Genomic DNA, 14,918 nt, shown 5'->3' on the forward strand with positions numbered 1-14,918 from the left:
ATGGAAACCATTTCCCGGCCGGTTCCCGGCACCGGTGTCCCCGTCGCCGCCGGCGAGTCGTTCGCGACCCTGCTGGGTCACTGGGCGCGCCGCCTCGGCGACCGGATCGCCGTGACCCACCTCGACCACCGCGACGGCGCCGACGGCCGGGCGGTCACGCTCACCTGGCGCGAGCTCGACGAGCGGGTCGAGGCGGTCGCCGCCCGGCTGTCCGAAGTGGCCGGTCCGGGGGAGCGGGCGGCGGTGCTGGCCGGGCAGTCCACGGGGTACGTCGTCGCGTTCCTCGGCGCGCTGCGGGCGGGACTGGTCGCCGTGCCGTTGTTCGCACCCGGCCTGCCCGGGCACGCGGGCCGGCTGGCCGCGGCGCTCGCCGACTGCGGTCCAAGCGCCGTGCTGACCACGGCTGCCGAAGGCGAGGCGGTCACCCGGTTCCTCGCCGAGGTGCCGGTCGATCCGGCGGTGATCGACATCGACGCCGTCCCGGCGGCCGGGGCGCGCGACTGGCCCGAGCCCGATCCGGACGCCCCGGCGTACCTGCAGTACACGTCCGGGTCGACCCGCTCGCCCGCCGGGGTCGTGCTGACCCACCGCAACGTGCTCGCCAACGCCCGCCAGGCATGTGCGGCCTACGGCGCCGAAAGCGGCACCACGTCGACGGTCAGCTGGCTGCCGCTGTTCCACGACATGGGGCTGATCCTCGGCATCGGCGCGCCGATGGCCGGCGGGCTGGAGTCGGTCCTGATGGACCCGCTGGCGTTCCTCGAACGGCCCGCGCGCTGGTTGCGTGCGCTCTCGGCCAGTCCCGGGGCGATCAGCGCGGCCCCCAACTTCGCCTACGCCTACTGCGCTTCCCGCGTCACCGAGTCCGAAAAGGACTACCTCGAGCTGAGCCGGGTCGTCTCGCTGATCAACGGCAGCGAACCGGTGCTGCCGTCGACGATCGCGAAGTTCCACGACGCCTTCGCCGCGTGCGGGCTGCGGCCGGAGGTGCACCGGTCCTCCTACGGCCTGGCCGAGGCCACCGTGCTGGTTTCGGTGACGGAGGCGGGGAAACCGCCCCGGCAGGTCACCTTCGACCGGGCCCGGCTCGCCGCCGGGTACGCGGAGCCGGCCACCCCGGGCGCGTCCGCCACGACGCTCGTCTCGTGCGGCCGCCCGGTCGGCCAGCGCGTGCGCATCGCCGACCCGGTGACCGGGCAGCCCGCGGAACCGGGCGAGGTCGGCGAAATCCGGGTCAGCGGCCCGAACGTCGGCCGTGGCTACTGGGGCCGGGCCGCGGCGTCGGCCGCCACCTTCGGCCTGCCGCCGCTCGATCCGGACACCGGCGAGGGCTGGCTGGCGACCGGCGACCTCGGCGTGGAGTTCGACGGCGAGCTGTACGTGACGGGCCGGCTGAAGGACCTGGTCGTCGTCGACGGCCGCAACCACTACCCGCAGGACATCGAGCAGACCGTCGAGGAACACCCGGCCGTCCGGCCGCACTCGGCCGCCGCCTTCGCGATCGACGGCGATGACGGGGAGGCCGCGGTCGTGGTCCTGGAACGCGCGAAGGACACCGAGGCCGACCTCGCCGAGGCGGCTTCGGCGCTGCGCGCGGCGGTGTCGGCCGGGCACGGGCTGCGCCTGCACGACGTCGTCTTCCTGGTGCCGGGCGAGGTGCCCCGGACCTCCAGCGGCAAGATCAGCAGGGCGCGCTGCCGAGCGTCCTACCTGGACGGTGCGCTCACCGCGCGGCGGCTCGGATGAGCGCGCCGGACGCCGCGGCGATCCGCGCCTGGCTGATCGCGCGGATCGGCGACGTGGCCGTCGACCGGCCACTGCACGAAACCGGACTGTCCTCACGGGACGCGACGAGCCTGGCGGCCGACCTCGGCGAGTTCGTCGGCCGCCCGCTCGCCCCGACCCTGGTGTGGCAGTACCCGACGATCGCGGCTCTCGCCGACCATCTGTCCACTGTGGATACAACGTCGGCGTACGTGCCGCTGCGGGAGGACGGCGAGCCGATCGCGGTCATCGGCCTCGGCTGCCGGCTCCCGGGCGGCATCGAGTCCCCGGAAGCGTTCTGGCGCTTCCTCGACGCGGGCGGCGACGGCATCGGCGACGTCCCCGAGGGCCGCTGGGAGACCTTCGCCCCGGCGGAAGACCTCGCCGGCGTGCCCGCGCGCGGCGGGTTTCTCGACGACGTCGCCGCCTTCGACGCGGCGTTCTTCGGCATCACCCCGCGGGAAGCCGAGGCGATGGACCCGCAGCAGCGGATCCTCCTGGAAGTCACCTGGGCGGCGCTGGAGCACGCGGGCATCCCGCCGTCCACTCTCCGCGGCAGCCGGACCGGGGTGTTCGTCGGGCTGTCGGCCACCGAGTACGGCTCGCTGACGATGACCGACGTCGGGGGTGTCGACGTCTGGTCCGGCACCGGCGCGGCGGCGAGCATCGCGGCGAACCGGCTGTCGTACCTGCTCGACCTGCGCGGGCCCAGCCTGACGCTGGACACCGCGTGCTCGTCTTCGCTGGTGGCGGTGCACCAGGCGGTGCAGAGCCTGCGCCGCGGCGAGAGCGAGACGGCGCTGGTCGCCGGGGTGAACGTCCTGCTCTCGCCCGGTATCACGGCCGGCTTCCACCGGGCGGGGGTGCTGGCCGCGGACGGCCACTGCAAGCCGTTCGACGCGGCCGCCGACGGGATCGCCCGCGGCGAAGGCTGCGGCGTGGTCGTGCTGAAGCCGTTGCGGGCGGCGCGCGGCGACCGGGTGCTGGCGGTGATCCGCGGCAGCGCGGTCAACTCCGACGGCCGCTCCAACGGCCTGACGGCACCGAACCCCGACGCCCAGGCGGCGTTGCTGCGCGACGCGTACGCCACGGCCGGTGTCGAGCCATCTTCCGTGGACTACGTGGAGGCGCACGGAACCGGGACGCCGCTGGGTGACCCGCTGGAGGCGGGGGCGCTGGCCGAGGTCCTCGGTGAGGGCCGTCCGGCGGACCGTCCGCTGCTGCTCGGGTCGGTGAAGAGCAACCTGGGCCACCTCGAAGGCGCGGCCGGGATCACCGGGCTGCTCAAGGTGGTGCTGGCGATGACGCACCGGCGGCTGCCGCCGAGCCTGCACTTCCGTTCGGCGAACCCGCACATCGACTTCTCTGCGTTGCGGGTGGTTTCGGCGGGGAAAGACTGGCCGCGGTACTCCGGGACGGCGCGGGCCGGCGTGTCGGCGTTCGGTTTCGGCGGGACGAACGCGCACGTGGTGGTCGAGGAGTGGCCGGCGGCGTCGTTCCCGGTGCGGGCCGGGGAGAGCGGGCCGCAGGTGTTCGCGCTGTCGGCCCGGTCGGCGGAGGTGCTGCGGGCGCGGGCGGGCGAGCTGGCGGACTGGCTGGCGGAGAGCTCGGCGCCCCTCGACGCGGTGGCGGCGACGCTGGCGCACCGGCGGGAGCATCTGCCGGTACGCGGAGCGGTGGTCGGGGAGACCCGGGACGAGGTGGTCGAAGGGCTGCGCGCCTTGGCCGCCGGTACCGAGCGCTCCAATGTGGCCTTCGGTGCGTCAGACGCACCCAAGGCGGCCTTCGGTGCTCCTCCCATGCCCCCACCGCCACCCTCAACGGAGGCGCTTCGCGCCGCTGCTTCATTCAACGCACCCAATGTGGCCTTGGGGCGCTTGGGCACTGGCGAGAACTTCGGGGAGCGGGGCGTGGTCTTCGTTTTCTCCGGGTATGGGTCGCAGTGGTCCGGGATGGGCCGCCTGCTGCTCCGCTCCGAACCCGCCTTCCGGGCCGAGATCGAGGCGCTCGATCCCGTCTTCCGCGTCGAAGCCGGGTTCTCCCTGCGCGAAGCCCTCGAACACGACCTGACCGACCTCGCCGCGACGCAGCTCACGCTGTTCGGCATGCAGCTCGCCCTGGCCGCCCTCTGGCGGGCGCACGGTGTCGTGCCCGCCGCCGTGCTCGGGCACTCCATGGGCGAGGTCGCCGCCGCCGTCGTGGCCGGGGCGCTCGGCGTCGCCGACGGCCTGAAAGTCATGGCCGCCCGGGCGCGGCTGCTCGCCGACCTCGACGAACGCGGCGGCGGGGCGATGGCCCTCGTCGAACTCTCCCCGGCCGAACTCGAGGAATTCCCCGACGTCACCATCGCCGTCTACGCCTCGCCGACCCAGTGCACCGTCAGCGGGCCCGCCGACCGCGTCGAGGCCGTCGTCGCGCACGCCGAAGACCTCGGCCGGCTCGCCCGGCGGCTGCCGGTCACGGGCGCCGGGCACTCCGCCGCCGTCGAGCCGGTGCTCGGTCCGTTCCGCGCCGCGGTCGCGGGATTGACCCCCGCCCCGCCCGGAATCCGGTGCTACAGCAGCGTCCACGACGACCCGCCCGCCTTCGACGTCGAGTACTGGGCGGCGAACCTGCGCCGTCCGGTGCGGTTCAGCCAGGCGCTGGCCGCGGCCGCCGCCGACGGGCACACGGTCTTCGTCGAGATCTCGCCGCACCCGGTGGCGCTGGCCGCGATCGACCAGTCCGGCGTCCTCGGGCTGCCCTCGGCGAGCCGCCGGATCGACGAGCGGACGGCGTTCCTGACCAGCCTCGCCCGGCTGCACGTCCTCGGCGGTGACAACCGGAGCTTCGCTCCGAGCCGGGGGCTCCGCCACCCGGACCCCCGAAAGAGCCGCCATCCCGGCGTCCTGGCCGCGCGGCCGCAGACACCGCCGGTCGAACTGCCCGGCCCGGTTTGGCGGCACGAACGCTTCTGGCCGCGCCGGACCGTTCGCACCGGCGGCGCGCACCCGCTACTCGGCGTGCACATCGAAGACCCCGGCGGCGGCCACCTGTGGCGTGGCGACATCGGCACGGCGGTGCTGCCGTGGCTGGCCGACCACACCGTCCGGGCCGTCCCGGTGTTCCCGGCCACCGGCTTCCTGGAACTCGCGCTCGCCGCGGCGGGGCCGGGCGGCCGCGTCCACGACCTCGAACTGCAGGAAGTCCTGCCGCTCGGCGACCACACCGAGGTCACCACGACGCTGCGCGGCACCGAGCTCAGTGTCCACACGAGAACCGGCTCGTGGGTCCGGCACGCGACCGCGCGGATCGGCACCGGCGGCACGCCGTCGGCGCCCTTCGGCGAAACCACCGGGGAACCGGTCGACGTCTACCGGGCGCTGGCCGAGCTGGGGCAGTCCTACGGCCCGGCGTTCCGCGGGTTGCGCCGGGTGGTCGCCGCGCCCGGGCGCGCGTCGGCCTCGATCGCGCAGCCGGACGCCGGCCACCCCGCCTACGTGCTGCACCCGGCGCTCGCCGACGCCTGCCTGCACGCGCTGGCCGCGGCCGTCGGCGAGGCGGACGCCCTCTACCTGCCGCTCAGCATCGGCGAGGTGGTGGTCGCCGGCGACCCGCGCCGCGGCGTGCGGGTGGACGCCGTGCTCCAGGAGTCCGGCGACGGCGTGCTAGGCAGCGTCCAGCTGGTCGACGTCGACGGCGTCGTGCTGGCCGAATTCCGTGACGTCTACTGCCGCCGCTACCGCGACGCGGCACTGGTGCGCCTGCTGTTCGAGGCGGCTTGGCAGCCTTCGCCGCTGCCTGCGCCGCCGGAATTGTCGGTGCCGGCCGGTAGAGTGGAAAACGGGGGGCGCCCCCGCGGGCCGAAGCCGGCGCACCGCTGGATCGTGCTGTCCGAAGACGGCCGGGAGTTCGCGGGCGAAGACGTCCGGACCGCCCGGCTCGACGATCGTGCCGAGCTTGCGAAACTGCTGCGCGACGGGGAATCCACCGCGGTCCTGGCCCTGCTCGGCGCCGCCGCCGAACCCGACCCGGCGCGCGGGGCCCGGCTGGTCGAGACGCTGTCCGGGGTCGTCGCCGAGCTGGCCGAACTGCCCGTGCCGCGGAGGTTGTGGCTGGTGACCGACGGGGCGCACGCCGTCGAGCCGGGCGAGCGGGGCGATCCGGGCCTGGCCGCGCTGCGCGGGCTCGTGCGCGTGCTCGCCTTCGAACACCCCGAACTGCGCGTCAGCCAGGTCGACGGGACGGACCGGCTGCGGGACGAGGTCCGCGCGGACGGGCCGGACGACGAAATCGCCTGGCGCGACGGGATCCGGTACACGCGGCGCCTGGTCCGGCCCGCGCTCGGTGAACCGGTGCGCGAGCCGGTCCGCGAGGGGGCGTACATCATCACCGGCGGCCTCGGCGGACTGGGACTGGCGGCCGCGAAGTGGCTCGCCGCCAGGGGCGCGACGCGGCTGGTGCTGAACAGCCGGCACGCCGCCGACCCCGGGCTGGGCGTCGACGTCCGCGTGGTGCCCGGCGACATCGCCGCTCCGGGCACGGCCGAGACGCTGGTCGCGGCGGCCGTCGAAGGGGGCGTGCCGCTTCGCGGGGTGCTGCACGCCGCCGGTGTCCTGGCCGACGGCGCCGCGATCAGCCTCGACGCCGACGCGCTCGAGGCGGTCTGGCGGCCGAAGGCTTTGGGCGCGTGGCGGCTGCACGAGGCGACGGCGGGGCACGACCTCGACTGGTGGCTGGTGTACTCGTCGGCGGCCGCGCTGTTCGGTTCGCCGGGCCAGGCCGCGTACGCGACGGCGAACGCGTGGGCCGACGCCCTGGTCGCGTGGCGCCACGCCCAGGGCCTCCCGGCGGCGACGATCGGCTGGGGCGCGTGGGGCGAGGTCGGTGCGGCGGCCGGTTCGGTCAACCCGGTGCTCGACCCGCTCGGCACCGAGGAAGCGCTGTCGGCGCTGGACTTCGTGCTGACCCGTGACCGGGTGACGACCGGGGTGGCCAAGGTGGACTCGGAGACCGTGCTGGAGCTCTTCCCGCGACTGGGGGAGCGGCCGTTCTTCGCCCTCTTCTCGCCGCGGGGCGAATCGTCCACCTGGGATGGTCTGGAGGCACTGCGCTCGGAAACACCGGAAGCGGCCCGCGCGGCGATCGCCGCGCATCTGGCGGGCTTGGTCGCGGATCTGCTGGGGCTGGCCGAGGTCGACCGGACGGTGCCGCTCACGCGGCTGGGCCTGGACTCGCTGTCGGCGATGCGGGCGCGGGGTGCGGTGGAACGGGACTTCGGACTCCCGCTGCCGATTCCGCTGCTGCTGCGGGGGGCGAGCCTGGCGGAGCTGGCCGGGCACCTGGCCGAGCAGGCGGGTTTCGGCACCGCCGGTCTCGCACCCGCTCCCGCGGTCACCGGACCGCGCGACCCGGCCGAACGCTGGGTGGCCCAGCACTGGCGCGCGGTCCTCGGCGGCCCCGAACCGAGCGTCCACGAGCCCTTCGGCGGTGACCTCGCCCAAGCCCGGCAGCTCCGGGCCGCCTTCGCCGAGCAGCTCACCGCCGTCCCCGAAGAAGACCGGCTCTTCGCCACCCCCACCGTCGCCGCGATGGCCGATCTGCTGCGGGCCGAGCTCGAAGGCCACGGCGGCGGTCCGGTGCGCCTTCTCCGCGACGGCGTCGACGGCGAACCCGTCTTCCTCTTCCACCCGGCCGGCGGGACCGCGAGCGTCTACCGCGAACTCGCCCGGCTGCTCCCCGAGGGACCACCCGTCTACGGCTTCGAACGCCTCGACGAGCACAGAACCGTCGAGGCCAAGGCCGCCCGGTACGCCGAGTTGATCCGGGACGTCCAGCCCCACGGTCCCTACCGGCTGGGCGGCTGGTCCTTCGGCGGCTGCCTCGCCTACGAGACCGCGCGTCAGCTGAACGGCGCCGAGATCGTCTTCCTCATCGACACCATCCTGCCGCTGCCCGCCACGGGCGAACCGGCGGACCTGCTGCTGGACCGCTTCGACCGGTTCGCCGCCCACATCGCCGAGACCTACGGCGTGCCGTTCGAGGTGCCCCGCGCGGAACTGGCGGAACTGGACGAAGACGCCCAGATCGGCTGGGTCATGGCGAAACTCGCCGAACAGGTGCCGGACATGGGCGCCGGTGTCCTCAAGCACCAATACGAGTCCTATGTGGACGCAAGGGTGGCCGAGCGGTACACGCCGCAACGCTACGACGGGCGCGTCGTCCTGCTGCGCGCCCGGGAACCGCATCCGCTGACCACCGCGCTGGACCCCCGCTACCTGCGCACCGACGACACCCTCGGCTGGGACGCCCACTGCGGCGACCTCGAAGTCGTGCGGGTGCCCGGCGACCACGTGTCCATGATCGATCCGCCGCACGTGGCGGTGCTGGCCGAACGGCTCGGGGCGGTGGTTCGGTGATGGACGAGCTCACCCCGACCACCGCGTTCCGGATCGCCGATCTCGCCGCCCGGCAGGACGAAGCCGTGCGGATCGCCGAAAAGCGGGCCGTCGACCGGCAGCACGCCAAAGGGAAACTGACCGCGCGGGAGCGGATCGGGCTGCTGCTGGACCCCGGGTCCTTCGTCGAAGCCGGCCAGCTCGCGCGGCACCGGTGCGCCGAGTTCGGGATGGACACGAACCGGCCGTGGGGCGACGGCGTCGTCACCGGGCACGGCACCGTCGACGGGCGGCAGGTCTGCGTGTTCTCCCAGGACTTCAGCGTCTTCGGCGGCAGCCTCGGCGAAGTCTCCGGCGAAAAGGTCCTCGAGCTGATGGACCTGGCCATGACCATCGGCTGCCCGGTCGTCGGGATCAACGACTCCGGCGGCGCCCGGATCCAGGAAGGCGTCGTCTCGCTGGCCTACTACGCCGAACTCGGGCGCCGCACCGCGCACGCCTCCGGGGTGATCCCGCAGATCTCGATGATCATGGGCCCGTGCGCCGGCGGGGCCGTCTACGCGCCGGCGATGACCGACTTCACCGTGATGGTCGACGAAACCTCGCACATGTTCGTCACCGGCCCGGACGTCGTGCACGCCGTCACCGGGGAACACGTCACCGCGCAGGAACTCGGCGGTGCGGCCGTGCAGAGCGAGGTCGCCGGCAACGCCCACCACCGGGCTGCCGACGAACAGGACGCCGTCGACTGGGTGCAGACGCTGCTCGGCTACCTGCCCGCGAACAACCTCGACCCCGGGCCCGCCTACGCCGACGACACCAGCCCCGGGCTCACCGCCGCTGACCTCGAGCTCGACCGGCTGGTGCCCGACTCGCCGCACCAGACCTACGACATGGCCGAGCTGATCGTGCGGCTGGTCGACGACGGCGAGTTCACCGAAGTGCACAGCGCCTTCGCGCCCAACATGATCTGCGCCTTCGGCCGGGTGCAGGGCCACACCGTCGGCATCGTGGCCAACCAGCCGCGGCACCAGGCCGGCGTGCTCGACATCGACGCGTCGGAGAAAGCCGCGCGGTTCGTGCGCTTCTGCGACGCCTTTTCGATCCCGCTGCTCACCCTGGCCGACGTCCCCGGCTACCTGCCGGGCACCGGCCAGGAACGCGGCGGCATCATCCGCCGCGGCGCCAAGCTGATCTACGCCTATTCCGAGGCGACCGTGCCGAAGGTGACCGTGGTCGTCCGCAAGGCCTACGGCGGCGGGTACGCGGTGATGGGCTCCAAGCACGTCGGCGCCGACGTCGTGCTGGCCTGGCCCACCGCGGAGATCGCGGTGATGGGCGCCGAAGGCGCGGTGCGGGTGCTCTACCGGCGCGAGCTGGCCGGGGTGCCGCCGGAAGAACGGGACGCCGCCCGCCGCCGGCTCACCGACGAGTACCGCAAGCGCCACGGCGGCCCGTACCTGGCGGCCGAACGCGGGTACGTCGACCAGGTCGTCACGCCGTCGCAGACCCGCCTCCAGGTGACGCGGGCACTGCGGATGCTGCGCACCAAACGCCAGAGCCTGCCGGCCCGCAAACACGGCAACATCCCCCTCTGAGGAGCCCCCTATGAAGCGGATCGCCTTGCTGGCGCTGTCCGTCGTCCTCCTGCTCGCCGGGGCCGTGGCGCCCGCCCAGGCGAGCCCGGCCGTGGCCGACGACGGCGCGAAAGTCGTCCAGGAGACCTGGCTGGACGCGCGGACCGTCGACCTGCAGATCAGCTCGCCCGCACTGGGCACCACCGGGATGGTGCGGCTGATCGTGCCGTCCGGCTGGGCGGCGCAGCCGACGCGGACCTGGCCCGTGCTGTTCCTGCTGCACGGCTGCTGCGAACCGGTCGACTACCGCTCGTGGGACCAGTTCACCGACGTCAAGGCGTTCACCGCGGCCAAGGACGCGCTGGTCGTCATGCCGACAGACGGTCCTGCGGGGATGTACACGAAGTGGTGGAACTTCGGCCTCAAGAGCACCCCCGACTGGGACACCTTCCACACCGCGGAGGTGCGCCAGATCGTGGAACGCGGGTATCGCGGCGGGACGCGGCGGGCGATCGCCGGGCTGTCGATCGGCGGGTACGGCGCGATGGCGTACGCGTTCAAGCACCCGGGGATGTTCGGCGCGGCCGCCTCCTACAGCGGCGTGCCCAACACGCTCTACCCGGGAATTCCGGTGTGGATCATCGGCATCCTGGCCCGGGCCGGCATCTTCAACTACCTGAACCTGTGGGGTGACTCGTTCGGGATGCAGCCGATCTGGTCGGCGAGCAACCCCTACGACCACGTCGACCAGCTGCGCGGCACCGCGCTCTACGTCTCCTGCGGCGACGGGCGGACCGGGCCGCTGGACCCGCCGGGGCAGTCGGACGTCCTGGAGCCTTCGGCGCTGCTGTCGTCCCGCAGCTTCACCGACCGCCTGCGGACCGCCGGCATCCCGGTGACCGTCGACTACTACGGCGCCGGCACGCACAGCTGGCCGTACTGGCAGCGGGCCCTGCACCAGTCCTGGCCGGTCCTGGCCGGCGCGCTCGGCCTTCCGGCCTGAGCGCAGTTCCCTTTCCCCGATGGAGGTTGTGGTGAAGCCTGCCCGATGTCGTGCCGTGCTTTCGGCGCTCCTGACCTGTTGCCTGGTGGCGCTGGGCGTCGCGGCGGCGAGCCCGCCCGCCGGGGCGGCGCCGCTGCTGCCCGGGCCGTTCGACGACTCCTTCTACACCCCGCCGTCGCCGCTCCCGGCCGGGAAGCCGGGTGACGTCATCCGCTGGCGGCCCGCGGTGCCGCTGCTGAACGCGCTCAACGCCGACGCCTGGCAGGTCATGTACCTGTCGACCAACGCGCTCGGGAACCGGAACGCGGTGACCGGGACGATCCTCGTGCCGAAGGGCGTGGACCCGGCCAAGGCGCCGATCATCGGCTACGCGGTCGGCACGCAGGGCCCGGCGTTCAAGTGCACGGCGTCCAAGGCGATGGAACGCGGCACGCTGTACGACCAGCCCGCGATCAACGACTCGCTGTCCAGCGGCTACGCGGTGGCGGTGACCGACTACGAGGGCTACTCGCCGTCGACCGTGCCCACCTACATCACCGGACAGTCCATGGGCCCGGCCGTGATCGACTCGGTCCGGGCGGCGCAGGACCTGCCCGCCGCTCGGCTTTCGCGGGGCGCCAAGGTGATCTTCCAGGGCTACTCGCAGGGTGGCGGCGGATCGATGTGGGCCGGGGAGAAGCAGCCGGCGTACGCGCCCGAGCTGAACGTCGTCGGCGTCGTCGCGGGCGGGGTGCCGGCCGACCTGACCGAGGTCGCGAAGGGCCTCGACGGCTACATCGGCTTCGGGTTCCTGGCCTTCGCGGCGGTCGGACTCGACGCCGCTTACCCGGATCTGAAACTCGATTCGTTCCTCAACGACACCGGCCGCCAGCAGCTGGCCGACGCGAAGAAGAACGCGTGCACCGCGGAACTTCTGCTGAACTATTCCTTCAAGAAGATCAGTGATTACACGACGTCGAATCCGCTCGGCACGCCGCAGTGGCAGGCGCGGCTGGCGCAGAACAAGCTGGGCGCCCACCCGCCGCGGGTGCCGGTGTTCCAGTACCACGCGAGCACCGACGAGATCGTCAACACCCCGCAGGCGGAGACGCTGCACCGGGCGTACTGCGCGGCCGGGGTGCGGGAGCAGTGGACCACCTACGTGGCCGAGCACGCCACCGGCATCCTCGCCGGCAACGCCGACGCGCACCAGTGGATCGTGAAGCGGTTCAACGGGGAACTCGCACCTTCCAACTGCTGATCCGGACGCAGTGAATGACTCATTCCTGGCGTCCGACGCCAGGAATGAGTCATTCACTGCATGGGGGCGGGGTCAGACCTTGCTCGCGGCGAAGGCTGCCGCGTCGTTGGCTTCGCCGCCGTAGCTCAGGTGGGCCAGGATGTTGAGGCCACCCGCCTGGCAGACCGGGTCGCCGAAGGCGCAGTAGTCCTTGGTGCGGCTCTGATACGTGCCGGTGACCGAGCGCCCGATCGCGCGGATCGGGTTGCCGAACAACAGGATCGCCGCGATCCGGGGCGCCAGGTCCGCCGGGATGGTCGCCACGATCGGGCCGCCGACGACCGCGCCGGCGCTGCTGATGCCGATCGAGTTGTCGACGACGTTGGCGCCCTGGGAGTAGCCGACCAGGACGAACCGCTGGGACGGGCAGGCCGCGGCCTGCGTGCGCACGTGGTTGACCAGGTCGGTGTTGCCCTTCTGCACCGACGCGGGCTGGCCGAGGTCGGCCGGGTAGTCGACGCGGTAGCTGCTCACCGACCGCGGGCGCAGCCGGCTCTGCACGGCCGAGAAGACCGGGTCGCCGACGATGAGGCCCAGCGTTCCGGGTTCGCCCGTGCCGCGGGCCACCGGGACGTCGATGTCGGTGCACGGCGCCGCGGCCGAAGCGGCCGGCGCGGCGGCGACGGTGAGCCCGGCGACGGCGAAGCCGACGGCGGCCGCAGCGGAAAACAGGCGGTTCTGGGGAAAGCGAATCATGGCTGATCACACCTCGTTGTGGGAAAAGGGGGTCGGCAAGCGCTTTCCGTGGGGGACGGAATTGCGTGCGTCGCTTGCGGTGATCGCAGCGTCGCAGTGGTCGCCGAACCCGGCAAGAGGCGAATTCCCGGAACGCCGGGAATTGTTCAGCCGGTGACAAACGGTCCGGTGTGGACGCTCAGGTGGCGCACTGCCCGGCCGGGCGCGGTGTGTCGAGGTGGTCCAGCAGCGCCGGATCCAGCCCGCGCAGCGCGGCCATGACGAACCCGGTGGCCAGCTCCCCGGCGGCGATCGGGTCGAGGCCGGGGGAGTGGGAGACGTGCATCGCCGCCCGTCCGACCAGGCCCACCATCATCTCGCCGAGCAGGTCCGCGCCGGGACCGACCGGGCGCCCGTGCGCGAGCAGGTGCTCGCGCACCTGGCCGACCACGTGGGTGGCGATGGAATCGGCCAGCGCGCGGCGCTCGTTCGACATCTCGTCGACGGCCGAATCGAACAACAGCCGGAAACTCTCCGGGTGCGCACCGGCGTAGCCGAACATCGCCATCACCGACAGCCGCACGCGCTCCTCCAGCGGGCGCGTGTTCGCCGTTTCGTACGCGCTGATCACCCAGGCGCGCAACGCGGCGACTTCCCGGCGGACCGTGGTGCGGAAAAGCGCGGCTTTGTCGCCGAAATGCGCGTAGAGGGTGGGCTTGGTGGAATCGGCGCGGTCCGCGATCAGGCCCATGGTGGCCTGCGCGTACCCCCGCTCGGCGAACACGGCGCGGGCGGCGTCGAGCAGCTGGTCGTCGGTGGGCCGGGCCGCCGGGCTGCGGCGAGCGCTGGATCGATCAGGAGGACTCTGCCGGCTCATGGAGGTGTACTGTACGGACTCCTTGCTTTACTGTCCGGTAAAGCACGCTCGATGGCATCCGGGGCTTCGCCCCGGGAGGGGTTCCGCCACCCGGACCCCCGAAAGAGCTCCGATCGCCGTCCCCCGGTGGAGGAACCCTGGTGTCCCGCGACAGTGCTCGGCAACCGGTCCCGGCTCCCCGCGACGCCGGCGAAGAAGTCGTCCGGCGAAGAGAGCTGGCCGCCCTCATGCGTCCGGCCCTGCCGGCGCTGGCGGACTGGATCGTCCGGGAGGTCGGGCGGGCGGTTCCCGTCTACGCCCGGCCCGGCGACGGCTCCTACGGCCGCGCGACCCGGCACGCCGTCGAGTGCGCCGTCGAGCTGTTCGTGGACCTGATCGAGGATCCGCTGGCCTCCCGCGACCGGCTGTACGAGACGTGCCGCCGGCTCGGCGTCGGCGAAGCCCGCGAGGGACGGACCCTCGACGACCTGCAGGCGGCCTACCGCGTGGGCACCCGCGTCGGCTGGCGCTGGATCATGCGGCTGGGCCGGCGGCACCGGCTGTCGTCGGCGGCCATGGCGCAGCTGGCCGAGATGCTGTTCGGCTACGCGGACGAGCTCGCCCGGATGTCGAGCCGCGGCCACCGCGAAGCCTGGGCGGAGATCGAGGGCACCCGGGCGGGCCTGCGGCGGCGGCTGCTGCGGCTGCTGACCGGGCCCGGCGCGATCCCGGACGCGGTTCTCGCCGAACTCGCGGCCGCGGCGGGCTGGCCGGTGCCCCGCGAGGTGGCGGCGGTCGCCGCCGAGACGACGGTGAGCACCTCGTGGGGGTCCGACGTCCTCGCCGACCTCGACCCGTCCCAGCCGTACCTGCTGCTGCCCGCCCCGGTGGACGCCAAGGCGCTGACGCGGCTCGGCACCCGCGTCGCGGTCGGGCCGCCGACGGAGATCGGCGCGGCGGCCCACTCCCTGCGCTGGGCGCGCGCCGCGCTGCGGCTGGTGGCCGACGGCGCGCTCCCGGACGCGCCCGTGACCTGGTGCACCGACCACCTGACGGAGCTGTGGCTGCTGTCGGACTCGCCGCTGGCCGAGCAGGTCGCCCGGCGGGAACTGGCTCCCCTGGACCAGTTCCCGGAGCGGACGCGCCGCCGGCTCGGCGAGACCCTGCTGTCCTGGCTGCAGAACGGCGGCAACTCCGAGAAGATCGCGGTCGACCTGTCGGTGCACCCGCAGACCGTCCGCTACCGCGTGCGCCAGCTCAAGCAGGCCTTCGGTGATCGCCTCGACGACCCCGACGCGCGGTTCGCCATGCAGGCCGCCCTGCGCGCGTCGGGGCTGCGGACCGGCCGGAACGAGTTCTCCGCTCCTGAAGCCCAGTAGGCCGCCCC

General features: G+C 73.4%; 9 protein-coding genes. 7 read left to right on the forward strand and 2 right to left on the reverse strand.

Annotated features, from left to right (window positions below; translation table 11 throughout):
• From ACFPLC_RS32515 to ACFPLC_RS32535, 5 genes are read left to right on the forward strand one after another with little or no spacing between them, the layout of a single operon-like run.
• Positions 1-1,746 carry a fatty acyl-AMP ligase gene (locus ACFPLC_RS32515; protein ID WP_378201870.1) on the forward strand — a complete coding sequence of 582 codons (1,746 nt, stop codon included), beginning with the start codon at positions 1-3 and terminating at the stop codon, positions 1,744-1,746.
• Positions 1,743-8,162: a beta-ketoacyl synthase N-terminal-like domain-containing protein gene (locus ACFPLC_RS32520; protein ID WP_378201867.1), complete on the forward strand. Its 6,420-nt coding sequence runs from the start codon at positions 1,743-1,745 to the stop codon at positions 8,160-8,162. Before ACFPLC_RS32515 ends, ACFPLC_RS32520 begins: the two co-directional genes overlap by 4 nt.
• On the forward strand, positions 8,162-9,739 hold the full coding sequence (locus tag ACFPLC_RS32525) for an acyl-CoA carboxylase subunit beta (RefSeq protein ID WP_378201864.1): 1,578 nt from the start codon (positions 8,162-8,164) through the stop codon (positions 9,737-9,739). The genes ACFPLC_RS32520 and ACFPLC_RS32525 overlap by 1 nt, the downstream gene beginning before the upstream one ends.
• 10 nt (positions 9,740-9,749) lie before the next feature.
• Positions 9,750-10,721 carry an alpha/beta hydrolase gene (locus tag ACFPLC_RS32530; RefSeq protein ID WP_378201861.1) on the forward strand — a complete coding sequence of 324 codons (972 nt, stop codon included), beginning with the start codon at positions 9,750-9,752 and terminating at the stop codon, positions 10,719-10,721.
• 19 nt (positions 10,722-10,740) lie between these two features.
• Positions 10,741-11,961: a lipase family protein gene (locus tag ACFPLC_RS32535; protein ID WP_378236002.1), complete on the forward strand. Its 1,221-nt coding sequence runs from the start codon at positions 10,741-10,743 to the stop codon at positions 11,959-11,961.
• A 72-nt stretch (positions 11,962-12,033) separates the two neighbouring features.
• Here ACFPLC_RS32535 and ACFPLC_RS32540 read toward each other — a convergent pair whose 3' ends face one another.
• Positions 12,034-12,696 carry a cutinase family protein gene (locus ACFPLC_RS32540; protein ID WP_378201858.1) on the reverse strand — a complete coding sequence of 221 codons (663 nt, stop codon included), beginning with the start codon at positions 12,694-12,696 and terminating at the stop codon, positions 12,034-12,036.
• On the opposite strand from ACFPLC_RS32540, the gene ACFPLC_RS32545 reads away from it, so the two are divergent.
• Positions 12,695-12,853 (forward strand): hypothetical protein, encoded by a 159-nt coding sequence (locus ACFPLC_RS32545; protein ID WP_378201855.1) that lies wholly within the window; start codon positions 12,695-12,697, stop codon positions 12,851-12,853. The two genes, ACFPLC_RS32540 and ACFPLC_RS32545, sit on opposite strands and share 2 nt — an antisense overlap.
• 21 nt (positions 12,854-12,874) lie before the next feature.
• Here ACFPLC_RS32545 and ACFPLC_RS32550 read toward each other — a convergent pair whose 3' ends face one another.
• On the reverse strand, positions 12,875-13,552 hold the full coding sequence (locus tag ACFPLC_RS32550; RefSeq protein ID WP_191306691.1) for a TetR/AcrR family transcriptional regulator: 678 nt from the start codon (positions 13,550-13,552) through the stop codon (positions 12,875-12,877).
• Between the two features lie 140 nt (positions 13,553-13,692).
• Here ACFPLC_RS32550 and ACFPLC_RS32555 point away from each other — a divergent pair, with 140 nt between their 5' ends.
• Positions 13,693-14,910, forward strand: coding sequence for an RsbRD N-terminal domain-containing protein (locus ACFPLC_RS32555; protein WP_378201853.1), 1,218 nt, complete (start codon positions 13,693-13,695; stop codon positions 14,908-14,910).
• The last annotated feature ends 8 nt before the right edge of the window (positions 14,911-14,918 follow it).

This window comes from Amycolatopsis plumensis, from assembly GCF_042652605.1.
Classification (GTDB): domain Bacteria; phylum Actinomycetota; class Actinomycetes; order Mycobacteriales; family Pseudonocardiaceae; genus Amycolatopsis; species Amycolatopsis plumensis.

Coding starts and splice junctions, on each gene's coding strand:
- ACFPLC_RS32515 (WP_378201870.1), top strand. CDS start 1: ATGGAAACCATTTCCCGGCCGGTTCCCGGCACCGGTGTCCCCGTCGCC.
- ACFPLC_RS32520 (WP_378201867.1), top strand. CDS start 1,743: ATGAGCGCGCCGGACGCCGCGGCGATCCGCGCCTGGCTGATCGCGCGG.
- ACFPLC_RS32525 (WP_378201864.1), top strand. CDS start 8,162: ATGGACGAGCTCACCCCGACCACCGCGTTCCGGATCGCCGATCTCGCC.
- ACFPLC_RS32530 (WP_378201861.1), top strand. CDS start 9,750: ATGAAGCGGATCGCCTTGCTGGCGCTGTCCGTCGTCCTCCTGCTCGCC.
- ACFPLC_RS32535 (WP_378236002.1), top strand. CDS start 10,741: ATGGAGGTTGTGGTGAAGCCTGCCCGATGTCGTGCCGTGCTTTCGGCG.
- ACFPLC_RS32545 (WP_378201855.1), top strand. CDS start 12,695: ATGGCTGATCACACCTCGTTGTGGGAAAAGGGGGTCGGCAAGCGCTTT.
- ACFPLC_RS32540 (WP_378201858.1), bottom strand. CDS start 12,696: ATGATTCGCTTTCCCCAGAACCGCCTGTTTTCCGCTGCGGCCGCCGTC.
- ACFPLC_RS32550 (WP_191306691.1), bottom strand. CDS start 13,552: ATGAGCCGGCAGAGTCCTCCTGATCGATCCAGCGCTCGCCGCAGCCCG.